The organism is Mycobacterium sp. 5-140-3-2 (assembly GCF_035666375.1).
GTDB classification, from domain to species: Bacteria; Actinomycetota; Actinomycetes; order Mycobacteriales; family Mycobacteriaceae; genus Mycobacterium; species Mycobacterium intracellulare.
In genome coordinates this window covers 154,314-165,903 of sequence record NZ_CP142025.1, presented here as the reverse complement: position 1 = coordinate 165,903, position 11,590 = coordinate 154,314, and the positions used below count along the sequence as shown (strand labels likewise).

The window sequence follows — 11,590 nt, the reverse complement described above, 5'->3', positions numbered from 1 at the left end:
GCTCGCGGCCTCGATCGACGGGCCGCGATAAGTTTGCTGCTGGCGCTTTGCGGTCCCGGTGGTAACGGCGCCTACGCCGGGGATCGACGTGCTCAGTGCCGCGATCGCGGCGGCGCGCCGATCCCGCAGCGAACCGGGCCGGGTTTGCGGGTTCCCACGCCGCCCGCGTGAGGAGATACTGGACCGGTATTGGTCACGTCCGGCGTCGCGCGCCGGACCGTGGCGCTTATCACGTAACACGGCGCGACGACCGACCGCCCGGCACCTGAGGAGCCCATGAACGAGCGCGACGAATTCCTGCGGGACCGTCTGCAGCCCGCGCGGAAAACCGCGGCGGCCCGCCCGCCTGGCCCCCCTGCGCACGGGCCCCACGCCGCCCCGCGGCCACCGGCCCCGGCCCCCGCCCCGCCCCGGCCGTCCGCTCCGCCGCAGGGCTGGGCACCGGCGCCCCCGTCTCCCGCCGCCGCCCCGTCCTTGCGGCCACCACCCGCCGTGGCGCCGCAGCAACCCGCCCCTGCGCCGCCGCCCTCGCAGGACCTCCCCGACCGCGGTTGGCGACGCGTCCTGCGGATCGCCACCTTCGGCCTGATCACCCTGGGCCCTTCCCCGGCCCAGCGGCAGGAGGCTCAGTTCGAGGCGACCATCCAGACCCGCCTGCACGGCAACTACAAGGTCGGTGTGCTGGGCAAGGGCGGCGTGGGCAAGACCTCGGTGGCCGCCAGTGTCGGCTCGCTGTTCGCCCAACTCCGCCGGCAAGACCACGTCGTGGCGATCGACGCCGACACCGCCTTCGGGCGCCTCAGCAGCCGCATCGATCCGGGATCGACGCGCTCGTTCTGGGAGCTCACCGCCGACAAGAACCTGCGGTCCTTCGACGATGTGGTGGCGCGCCTGGGCCGCAATTCCGCGGGCCTGCACGTGCTCGGCGGCGAACCGGCGTCCGGACCGCGCCGCGTGCTCGATCCCGCGATCTACCGGGAGGCCGCGCTGCGGCTGGATCGCCATTTCACGATCTCGGTCATCGACTGCGGTTCGACGATGGACGCGCCGCTGACCCAGGAGGTGCTGCGCGATCTGGACGCGCTGATCGTGGTGTCCTCGCCCTGGGCCGACGGCGCGTCCGCCGCCGCGCGGACCATGGAATGGCTCGCGGATCAGGGCCTGACGACGCTGCTGCAGCACAGCATCGTGGTGCTCAACGATTCGGACGGCCACGCGGACAAACGCACCCGGGCGTTGCTGGCCCGCGAGTTCACCGATCACGGGCGGCCGGTCATCGAGGTGCCGTTCGACCCGCACCTGCGACCGGGCGGGGTCATCGACGTGGCCCGGGAAATGGCCCCGGCCACGCGGCGCAAGTTCCTCGAGATCACCGCGACCATCGCCGGCTATTTCGCGGCGCGCCCCCACCGCCCGGGCGAGCGCGGGCCGAAAGACCAATAGGCCTAGGCGTTCTCGGCAGCGTTGCCCGCCCGCGCCGACGGGTCGGCGATCGCCTCGATTTTGGTCACGCGCGCGCCGCGGATCGTCAGCACGATAACGGCGAACAATCGACGATCGCTGAAGGCCAGCAACACCGGCGCCCCGACCGGACCGCCGACCAGCGTCACGTCCGGCCACAGGTAGCGCAGCAGGTTGGTCGCCACCGCGTCGGGCCCGTGGTTGACCTGTGGTGGCGGCGCCGGGTCGGCGAGAATCGTGCCCACACCCCAGACCGTCGGATCCAGGACGGCGGCCAGCGCGGCGAGATCGCCGTTGGCGCACGCGGTGATGAACTTCTCCGTGACGAGCTGATGCTCGGCCACGGCCACGTCATTCATATTCGGTTGCGCGGCAACGAATTTGGCCCGCGCCCGCCGCGCCAGCTGGCGGCAGGTGCCGACGGGACGGCCCACGGTTTCCGCGATCGAGTCGAAGGGAACGCCGAACACGTCGTGCAGCACGAAGCTCACCCGCTCACCGGGGCTGAGCCTCCGCAGGACCTCCAACAGCGCGCTGCGGACCTCGTCGTCGAGGGTGATCCGGTCGGCCGGGTCGGACCGGCGTGGTGCCGGCCGCTCCTCGACGTCGCCGGGGCGTTCGTAACGGGCGCGCGCGGAGCGCACCTGGTCGAGGCAGAGCCGGCTCGCGACTACGGTCAGCCAGCCCCGGACATCCTCGATGTCGCCGACCTCGGCGCGTGAGAGCCGCAGGAATGCCTCCTGCGCAACGTCTTCCGCGTCGCCGATGTCGCCCAGCATCTGGTAGGCCAGGTTGACCAGATACGGGCGGTGACGGCGCCAGGCCTCGGCGACCTGGTCGCCCGTTGACTGCGACTGGTTCATGACTCTTCGACGATCCGCCGCCCCGAAAAGTTACAGGTTCTGTCGTGTAACTTTCCCACCTTTTGCCCCGTCCTTGCAGCAGTGCACAAATCCACGAAAGGAACCGTCCCATGACAATCGTCGTCACCGGTGCGACCGGTAACGTCGGGCGCCCGCTCGTCGCGGACCTGCTTGCCGCAGGCGCGCGCGTGCGCGCGATCACCCGACAGCCGGGGCCGGCCGGATTTCCCCCCGAGGTCGAGGTGTTCGCTTCGGCCACCGAGGCGCTGCCGGGCGCGTCGGCGGTCTTCCTGAACTCCCGCGCGCTGCGCGGGCAACTCGAAGAAGTGGTGGCCGAATGCGGGCGCGCCGGCGTCGGGAAACTGGTCGCCCTGTCGGCGATCAACGCCGACGACGACTTGTCCCGCCAGCCGTCCCGATTTCGCGGCGACCGCAACAAGGAGGTCGAACGGCTCGCCGTCGACTCCGGGCTGGCCTGGGTGAGCCTGCGGCCCAGCGTGTTCGCGTCGAACTTCGCCGGCATGTGGTCCGCGCAGCTCCGCGCCGGCGACGTGGTCGCGGGGCCGTACGCCGCGGCGTCGACGGCGCCGATCGTCGAGACGGACATCGCGGCGGTAGGGGCGCGCGCGTTGCTCACCGACGAGCTTGCCGGACAGCGCATTCCGTTGACGGGCCCACAGGCTTTCACCAACTCGGAGCTGGTGCAGGTCATCGGCGCCGTGCTGGGCCGGCCGCTCCAATACCTGGAGGTTCCCACAGACGCTGTGCGGCAACGCTTCCTGGGCTTGGGATTCAGCGCCGGATTCGCCGACGCCTACATCGCCATGCTCGCCGAATCGCTCGACAAGCCCGCGCTGGTCACCCACGACGTCGAGAAGATCCTCGGCCGCCCGGCCCTTCCGTTCGGCCACTGGGTCGCCGAGCACCGCGACGTCTTCACCAACGAGAACCACGGAGCCTGACATGACCGAACCGCGTCCCCCGCGCTACCTCAAGCCCATGAACAAGTTCATGATGGCGGTGCAACGACTGGGCATCCCGACCGGGCCGGCCATGGTGCTCACCGTGCCCGGGCGCAAGACGGGTCAACCGCGCAGCACGCCGATGACGCCGTTCGACTTCCAGGGCGGCCTCTATGTGGTGGCCGGCTATCCCGGGGCCGACTGGGCGGCAAACGCCCGGGCGGCGGGCACCGGCACGTTGCGCCGCGGCCGTCGCTCACGCCGGGTCCGGATCGTCGAACTGTCCGCCGGCGAGGCCCGGCCGGTGCTGCGGGAGTTCCCCGCCAAAGTGCCGGTCGGCGTGGCGTTCGCGAAACGTTCCGGGATGGTGCGCGACGGGACCGCGGACGAATTCGAAGCCCTGGCGGGCCGACTCGCCGTCTTCCGCTTCGAACCGGCGTGACGCGCCGGGTCACCAGACGATGGCGGCCATGTCGCGGTTGTCCGAACACACGCTGCGCACCGCCGCCTCGATATCGTCGGCGGAGATGATCTGCAGGTCCTCGACCGTCACCGGTTGGCCCGCCCGCTTTTGCGCGACCACCCGGGTGTCGCGGAAGCCCTCGGCACGTTCGACGACATTGCGGGCGAACCGGCCGTTCTGCATGGCGTCGATGCCGTGGCGCCCACCGGGAGTGGTGTAGTTGCGGATGGTCGTGGCCGCGTCCAGGAACTTCTCGCGCGCGGCGTCGTCGAGCAGGCTGGCGCGCGGCGTCGCGTAACGGTGCGCGATCTCGACGATCTCCGCCGGTGAGTAGGACTCGAAGCGCAGCTTGCGGTTGAACCGGCCGGCCAAACCCGGGTTCACGGTGAGGAATTGGTCCACCTGGTCTTCGTAGCCCGCGCCGATGAAACAAAAATCGAAGCGGTGCGTTTCCAGCGCGACGAGGAGCTGGTTGACGGCCTCCATGCCGATCATGTCGGGCGTGCCGTCCTGGTGGCGCTCGATCAGGGAGTAGAACTCGTCCATGAAAATGATTCGGCCGAGCGACTTTTCGATCAGTTCGTTGGTCTTGGGTCCCGACTCCCCGATGAAGTGACCGCAGAAATCCGAACGGCGCACCTCCCGGATCTCGGGGTGGCGCACGATCCCCATGCCCGCGTAGATCTTGCCCAGCGCCTCGGCGGTGGTCGTCTTACCGGTACCCGGCGGACCGACCAGCAGCATGTGGTTGGTCTGCCCTTCCACCGGCAGGCCGTGCTCGAGACGCATCATCCGCACCTCGAGCTGGTCTTCCAGCGCCGCGACGGCCTGCTTGACGGCGGCCAGCCCCACCTGCTTGGCCAGCAGCTTGCGCCCCTCGGCCAGCAGCTCGGCCCGCCGGTCGGCGGTGGCGTCGTCGTCGAGTTCGTCGCGGCTCTTGGCCGTCGAGGCGTCCCAACGGTCGGTGCGGCTGTCGATGGTCTCTTCGTCCGTGACCACCAGGTGCAGGTTCGGGTCGGCCAGCGCTTCTTTGGCCGCCGCGGTCAGGACCCCGTTGATGGTGGCCTTGGACAGCCAGATCTGGGCCTTGTCCTCCTCACGCAGCTGGCGGTGCACCATCCCGCGCACGTACGCCAGATCCGCCACGAGCAGCGGAATGTCGGCCGGGCCGATGGACGCGGTCAGCACGTCGGCGTCGAAACGGGACGACGACTGGGTGTGCCCGATCACGTCGACGCGGTCCAGCCAGTCGAGGGCGACCCGGCCCTGCCCGAGGTGGGCGGCGGCGTGCGCGGCCAGCGCGCAGATCGACGCCGTCACCGCCGACATCACGATCGCCTGCGGGGGCAACTCCTCGGCGGCCGCGAGCAGGACGTCGGGCCAGCGTTGTGTCCGGTACATCAGGAAGGTGCGGGCCAGCTGGTGCCACTGGTAGTTGGTCCAGGAGTCCAGCAGGTCGCGGTTGGCCAGCAGCCGGTCGGCCTCGGCGTACTCCCCGGCGATCGTCAACGCGGACGAGAGCGCCAGCCCGACCTGCGATGCGTCGGTGACGGTGATGCCGATGTAGGGGCCCAGCTGAATCTCCGCGGCCAGCGTCTGCCCGATCCGCGTGGTCTCCCGGTGCAGCCATTCGCTGGTGGCATAGAGACGCCGCAACGAGTCCAGGTCGCTGTCGCCGCAGGCGATGCGCCCCAGCCACGCATCGGCCATCGACGCGTCGGCGTCGGTCGCGGCGACGAACTCCGGCAGGGCCGCCGCCCGGCCCTGGCGGCCCATGATCCCCATGGCCCGGTCGAAATGCCTTCGGGCCGTTTGTAAATCACCCATCACATCCCCCATCGCGAGCGCCGCGACCGTGGTCATCGGGGTTGCGGGTAGCCGCCCTTGGCCGGAGCGAGCTGCCGCCGCGTGCGCTCATCAAACTATGCCTCAAACTCGCGTTGCCGAACTTCTACGTGCCGACCGACATGGTGACCGGATCCAGGCTGACGTAGCGGTGCTCGGCGCGGAACATGTCCATCTCGGCAAGCCAATTCTTCCCCGCGGCACTGACATTCACCACCGAGGGCCCTACTTGCTCGATGATCACCTCGAACCCGTGGCGCTGCCCCTCGGAGAGCCTGACGCCCGCGGGCGCGATGGTGATCACCGTCGCCGGCCGGGGGGTGGGCGAGATCGCGGCGTCCCGAATGTCGGTGCCCCCGCCGTCGGAAGCACCGTTGCCGTCCCTGCCCCGCCGCGCGGCGTATTCCACCACACTGACGGTGGTGCGCGGTGCCGGGCGCGAGCCGTTGACGACGCTGATCTCCGGCATCCGCACGCTGACCCAGCGCGCCATGTCACGGGTGTGCACGCAGACTCGTTCCCCGGCGCCCGCGGTGCGGATCACGATCCGCTTGGCGATCGGGTCATCGGCGGCGACGAATACGCGCGACAGTTCACCGGCGTCGGTGACCGGCACCAGCAGCCGGTCGCCGTTGCTGAGTTTCCCGATCAGCACGCCCGAGGGCCCGATCTCGGTGACCAGCTCGGCGGGCAGCGGGCTGCGCCGGATTCCGCGCAGGTGCGGCCGGGGTCCGCACATGTTGGCCGACGCCGCCGCGGCCTGCTCGCCGTTGAGCCGGCGCAGGATCACGCTGGGCGGGGTGGGCGCGGGTGTCGGCGTGCGCACCGTGATGGTCGCGGTGCACTGCCCGTCGGGATACACCGTGATGTTCTGGATGACCTCGTCGGCGCGCAGCGTCCACGCCTGCGACAGGTGGCGCGACGTGATCGCCTCGGGCGGATACGCATAGGTGGTCAGCCAGCCCGCTTCCCCGCGGATGGCTTTCCATCGCTGCGCCGGTCCCGACACCGCGTCCCAGCCGAGCCGGCGATCGAGTTCGATCAAATCGGTGGCGTTGGCCACCTTGGCCCGCAGGCCTTCACAGCGCAGCAGGCCCGCGATGCGCTGCGCAACCGAAATCGCCGCCGCGCCAACGGTCGTGCGCCACACCAACGCGTGCGCGTTGTCGAGCACCGCCAGCCGCATGATCAGCCACGTTTCGCGCCGGCCCGCGTACGGCGGGGTGCCGATCTCGGAGTCGTACACCCGCGGATAGTCGCCGACGGTGCCGTGCCGGGAACCGATGCTGACGACGCTGATCGAGTCGAGCTGCAGGCCGAGGGCCTGGCGCAGCATCGGCACCAGTTCGACGACGTCGAGCACGTTTTCGGTCTCGACGGTCACCGACCCGGTCACCATGGTGGCCCGATGCGCTCTGCCCAGCAGCTGCACCGCGACCACGGCGACGCCGTCCTGCACGCGCACGCCGCCACCGGATCGGTTGTTGGCCACGGTGATTGGGGCCGACCAGTCGATCGGGCGCCGACCGCACCGCCACAGCACGGCCCACGACCACGCCGGCTGGCCCCACCAGCGCACGAACACCAGCGCGATGCCCACCACCACGGCGACCGCGGCGCCGATGTAGCCGGCCAGCAGCCAACTCGCGAGCGCGAGCACGAACACCACCCACACCCCGACGACCCGGCGATTGCTGCCGCGGCTGAACCCGGTGAGGTTGGGCCTCATCGCGCCCTCCGCAACCGCGCGGCGATCGCGAACACGAGCACGCCGGCGGCCACCACCCCCAGAAATCCGATGGCGATGTTGCGCGCCCGGTGGTCCGGCGGTGGGGGCGGCGCCGCCGGGGTGATGACCCGGCTCTGCGCGCCCGGCGGCATCCGGTCACCGGGCGGGATGTTGAAGGTCAACGCGGCGACCGGGTCCACCAGCCCGTAGCCGACCTTGTTGTCGACCCCGGCGGGCGGATTGTGGGCCGACTGCACGATCCGGTTGATCACCTGGTGCGCGGACAGGTCGGGGTACTTCGCGCGCACCAGCGCCGCGACGCCGCTGACGTAGGCCGCCGAGAAGCTGGTTCCCCAGAACGGCATGTTCTTCTCGCCCGGCCTCGACGGCGGGTAGGCGTTGACCGGCCCGCCGCCCTGGGGCGAGAGACCCATGATGTGCGTCCCCGGGGCGGCGACGCCGACCCACGGCCCCGACATGCTCTTGTCCAGGGCGGCGCCGCTGGCATCGACGGCGCCCACCGACAGGACGTAATCGGAGAACCACGACGGCGCCGAGACGACCTTGACCTGATGCCAGTCCCGCGGATCCGACGGGTCCAGCGGGTCGTACATCGGGTTGTTGTTGCAACCGGCTTCCCCGTCGTTGCCGGCCGCCGCCACGATCACCGCGTCCTTCGCTGTGGCCGCGTACCACAGCGCCGCGCCCAGGGCCCGTTGATCGGCCGGGGCCGCCGCGGGCAGGCACGCAGTGACCGAGATGTTGATCACCTTCGCACCCATGTTGGCGGCATGAACCACCGCGCGCGCAACCGAATTCAGCGTGCCGGCCTTGACCTTCTCGTCGGAGTTGGGATCCCCCGGCGGCGGGTTGACCGGTTCGAAGGCCCGCGAGGACTGCCGGATCGAGATGATCGTCGCGTGCGGGGCCACACCCACCACCCCGTCGGGTGCCCCCGGGGGAAGCGGCGGCACCGCGGGTTCTTCCTCGGTCTGCGGATCGGGTGGCCCGTTCGATGCGGCGGTGGCGCCGCCGCCCTCCGGCGGCGGGGGCGGCGGTGGCGGCGGCGGAAGAACCTGGGTGATCGTCACCGGCGGCGGCGGGGGCGGCGGCGCCATCGGGGGCGGCACCTCAACCGGTGGCGGAGGCGCCCCGGCGACCGGTGGCGGCCCGGCCGGCGGCGGGAACGCGGGAGTGGCCGGCATGGGCCGCGGCATCGGCAAAATCCCTTGCGGCGCAGCGCCGATGATCGAGCTGACAATGGTGCCATGGGCGTCGCAGTCCATCAGGCCGTCCTCGCCCATGATGTAGTCGCCACCGGGTACCACCGGCAGCCGCGGGTTCGGCGTCACCCCGGTATCGATCACCGCGACGGGCACCCCGTTGCCGGTGCTGTATTGCCACGCCTTGGCGATGTTGAGCAGGTTGAACCCCGGAGCCAGCTGCGCCACGTCGGGGTTTCGCACGACGATCGGCGACGAACAGCTGTTGGCCCGGCGCATCGGCTGTTCGGGCCGCGGCGGTCCGTCGGGAGGCACCATCCCCGGATCCACCGAGGGCGGTGTGATCGCTTGGGCGGCAGGGATATTGGCGGATAACGCGACCAGGGTCAGGGCGGCGGTCAGCGCCGCAACGGTTCTCAGTGGCGAATCCACGTGAAGAGCCCTCCCAGGGCCGCCGCCGCCGGCAGCAGAACGATGAATGCGAGCACTTCCACCCATTCCACGGTCAACCGGATGAACGGTCTGAACCGCATGGCCGGAACCAAAAGCGCTGCGGCCAAACCCAATCCGGCGAATGTCGCCACCGCCACCACCGGCCACAGCAATCCCGCCATGGCGTCGTGGGCCCCGGCGACGGCGTATTTGACCACCCCCGCGCACACCGCGGCCGACGCCCCGCACACCAGCGCGACGGCCTGGTATTTGGCGGCGAATCCGCGGCCCTGGGTGATGAAGATCCCCAACACCAGGCCGGCGACCACCAGCGCCAACCACGCCCACGGGCGGCCCGGCGTCAACACCCCCCAGACCGCGGCGGGCAGCACGATCGAGACCCCGACGCACAGTCCCACCTGGACCGCGTTGACCAAGCGCGCCGAGGCGGCGATCGCGGCGCCGCGCGCGGTGATGTCGGTGAGTTCGTTGTCCTCGTCCTCGGATTCGTCCTCGCTGACCGGGGACACGGTGTCGACCGGCATCCCCTCGCGCCGCGCGAACAGGTCCCGTCCGGTGATCGACCCGAAGTGCGGCGGCCTGACCCGGGCCACCCACAACGCGATCAGCGGGGTCATCCGGACGAGGACCAGCAATCCGACCAACACGCACACCGCCAGCACCTGCGCCGAGGCGGGGCGGAACATCCGGACGGCGGCAACGACGGCCAGGACGCCGCACACCGTCACGACGGCGGTGACCACCGCGGTCTGCCACCGGTTGCGTGCCGTCACCCCGATGGCGACGGCACCCAGGATCACCACCACGGCGCCGATCAGCCCGTGCGCCGCGCCCAGCACACCCGGCGGCGCGCAGGCGCCGGCGGTGGCCAGCGAGACCACCGCGAGCCAGGCGAACCCGCTGAACAGATCGCGCCGCTCCCGCCATCCGGTTCGCACCACCAGGGTCGCGATGACCAACAGGACGCCGACCCCGCCGGCCACCGCCGCCGGGATCGGGCCGTCGGTGAAGGTCCGTGCCCGCAGCGTCAGGGCCACCACCACCGAGACCGCCATCGCGATGACCGCGACCGCCGTGTGCGCGGCCGTCAGCGGCGTCACCGGCGCGAACATCCGATCCCCGCCGTCGCGGCCCAGCCACTTGCCCATCGCGGCCAGGCCCGTCGACAGGGACTCGTACTGCGGTTCGAACGACTCCCCGTCGACCCTGGGCACCAGCACCAGGGTGTCGCCGTCCTGGACGCCGAGCTCGTCGAGGCTCTTATTGATATCGAGCCGGACCCCATTGATCTTGTGGAGTTCGTAGCTGCCGGCCGGCAACGAAATGCCGTCAAAACCTTTGCGCTTCAGGTCCGCGTCGAACAGCTCGACCATTCCCTCGAAGAATCCCTCCATCGGAATTCCGGCGGGGAAGACTTGGGAACACAGATGCTTCTCGTAAGAAATGTTGACCGCACAACGCGCCGGAAAAGCGACCTTATGCGGCGAGGTCACGGTACCGCCCGCTCAGCGTCTGGAATGTATTTGTCGGCCAGCCCCGCGGTGATTTCAAAGAGGCGCAACCGCGTCTTTTTCTTCAACTCGTGAACCGTATCGATGATGCCGCCTTTGGCAAGATGCGGATCAAACGGCAGCGCCTCGACGGTCGCGCCGACCTTGGTGAACCGCTCGGTCAGGTACGCCAGCGCGTCCTTGTCGGTGATCTGGTCGGTGTGGTTCACGATCACGGTGCTGCGCGAGACCAACTCGTGGTAGCCCTGCGACCGCAGGTAATCCACCGCCCGCAGCACCGGACGCGAGCGGTCCGCGGTGATCCCCGAAACGAACACGAGGGTGTCGGTGTTCTCCAATACCGGCTTCATCACTTCGTGTTCGAGATCGGGGGAGGTGTCGACGATCATCACCGTGTGGGTGCGCCGCAGCCGCGACAGCACCCCGGAGAACATCGCCGGCACCAGCGGCCTGGGTTGGTCCGAGGTCCGGTTGCCGGCCAGCACGTCGAGCCCGATTGCGTTCTGCCCCAGATGTTCTCGGATATCAGCGTAGCCCTGGACATCGGTGTCGTTGATGATCGCGGTGTAGTCGCCCGGCGGGGAGTCGTCGATGCGGTCGGCCAGGGTGCCGAATCCGGGGACGGCGTCGATCGCAATCACGTTCTGCGGGCGGCATTCCCGGAACACGCCACCGAGGCAGGCCGTGAGCGTCGTGACCCCGACGCCACCCTTGCCGGAGACCACGGTGATCACATACTGCCGTCGAATATGCCGGCGGATGCGGTTTTGTAAGTCACGGTAGTGCCGTTCTCGGGGCGATTCACCGAGATTTATTTGTCGAAATGAGATGGCGTAAATGAATTTACGCCATCCTGACCCCGGTGGAATCTTTCGTGGTGCGGCCAGATCGGTAATTCGCATCGTGTCGGATACCGAATCCGGGAAGTTGCTGCCCCCTGACGGATCCCCCCGTCTGAGCGCTCCTTCGTCCGACATATTCGGGTCATTCCAAGGGCTCGTCACGACGAGATGCTAACACGGTTCGCGATACCGCGTTTACCCGTTGAGAAACCACCCATCAAGCGCGACAGGCGTTGTT

At 69.7% G+C, this 11,590-nt stretch carries 9 protein-coding genes; 3 read left to right on the top strand and 6 right to left on the bottom strand.

The genetic code is table 11. From position 1 onward, the window contains the following. Positions 1-276 precede the first annotated feature (276 nt). Complete coding sequence (locus tag P6281_RS00850) at positions 277-1,443, top strand: MinD/ParA family ATP-binding protein (RefSeq protein ID WP_324738574.1); 1,167 nt, start codon at positions 277-279, stop codon at positions 1,441-1,443. A 2-nt stretch (positions 1,444-1,445) separates the two neighbouring features. Here the strand turns inward: P6281_RS00850 and sigI are convergent, their stop codons facing one another. Further along, positions 1,446-2,324 carry an RNA polymerase sigma factor SigI gene (gene sigI, locus P6281_RS00845; RefSeq protein ID WP_014941125.1) on the bottom strand — a complete coding sequence of 293 codons (879 nt, stop codon included), beginning with the start codon at positions 2,322-2,324 and terminating at the stop codon, positions 1,446-1,448. A 110-nt stretch (positions 2,325-2,434) separates the two neighbouring features. Here sigI and P6281_RS00840 point away from each other — a divergent pair, with 110 nt between their 5' ends. Next, a complete protein-coding gene (locus P6281_RS00840) occupies positions 2,435-3,286 on the top strand; it encodes an NAD(P)H-binding protein (protein ID WP_008262901.1) in 852 nt (283 codons plus the stop codon). A gap of 1 nt (position 3,287) precedes the next feature. Further along, complete coding sequence (locus P6281_RS00835; RefSeq protein ID WP_008262900.1) at positions 3,288-3,728, top strand: nitroreductase family deazaflavin-dependent oxidoreductase; 441 nt, start codon at positions 3,288-3,290, stop codon at positions 3,726-3,728. A 9-nt stretch (positions 3,729-3,737) separates the two neighbouring features. Here the strand turns inward: P6281_RS00835 and eccA2 are convergent, their stop codons facing one another. The 5 genes from eccA2 to P6281_RS00810 all read right to left on the bottom strand — a co-directional run bounded on the left by eccA2 (position 3,738) and on the right by P6281_RS00810 (position 11,514). Then, entirely contained in the window at positions 3,738-5,588 is a 1,851-nt protein-coding gene (gene eccA2, locus P6281_RS00830; RefSeq protein WP_170320649.1) for a type VII secretion system ESX-2 AAA family ATPase EccA2, read from the bottom strand. A gap of 112 nt (positions 5,589-5,700) precedes the next feature. Beyond that, positions 5,701-7,323 carry a type VII secretion protein EccE gene (gene eccE / locus P6281_RS00825; RefSeq protein ID WP_324738573.1) on the bottom strand — a complete coding sequence of 541 codons (1,623 nt, stop codon included), beginning with the start codon at positions 7,321-7,323 and terminating at the stop codon, positions 5,701-5,703. Continuing rightward, positions 7,320-8,978 carry a type VII secretion system ESX-2 serine protease mycosin MycP2 gene (gene mycP2 / locus P6281_RS00820; RefSeq protein WP_014381603.1) on the bottom strand — a complete coding sequence of 553 codons (1,659 nt, stop codon included), beginning with the start codon at positions 8,976-8,978 and terminating at the stop codon, positions 7,320-7,322. The genes eccE and mycP2 overlap by 4 nt, the downstream gene beginning before the upstream one ends. Then, positions 8,963-10,492 (bottom strand): type VII secretion integral membrane protein EccD, encoded by a 1,530-nt coding sequence (gene eccD, locus P6281_RS00815; protein WP_324738572.1) that lies wholly within the window; start codon positions 10,490-10,492, stop codon positions 8,963-8,965. Before eccD ends, mycP2 begins: the two co-directional genes overlap by 16 nt. After that, positions 10,489-11,514, bottom strand: a complete 1,026-nt coding sequence (locus P6281_RS00810; RefSeq protein ID WP_008262890.1) for a MinD/ParA family ATP-binding protein — start codon at positions 11,512-11,514, stop codon at positions 10,489-10,491. The genes eccD and P6281_RS00810 overlap by 4 nt, the downstream gene beginning before the upstream one ends. Positions 11,515-11,590: the final 76 nt, after the last annotated feature.

Coding starts and splice junctions, on each gene's coding strand:
- P6281_RS00850 (WP_324738574.1), top strand. CDS start 277: ATGAACGAGCGCGACGAATTCCTGCGGGACCGTCTGCAGCCCGCGCGG.
- sigI (WP_014941125.1), bottom strand. CDS start 2,324: ATGAACCAGTCGCAGTCAACGGGCGACCAGGTCGCCGAGGCCTGGCGC.
- P6281_RS00840 (WP_008262901.1), top strand. CDS start 2,435: ATGACAATCGTCGTCACCGGTGCGACCGGTAACGTCGGGCGCCCGCTC.
- P6281_RS00835 (WP_008262900.1), top strand. CDS start 3,288: ATGACCGAACCGCGTCCCCCGCGCTACCTCAAGCCCATGAACAAGTTC.
- eccA2 (WP_170320649.1), bottom strand. CDS start 5,588: ATGGGGGATGTGATGGGTGATTTACAAACGGCCCGAAGGCATTTCGAC.
- eccE (WP_324738573.1), bottom strand. CDS start 7,323: ATGAGGCCCAACCTCACCGGGTTCAGCCGCGGCAGCAATCGCCGGGTC.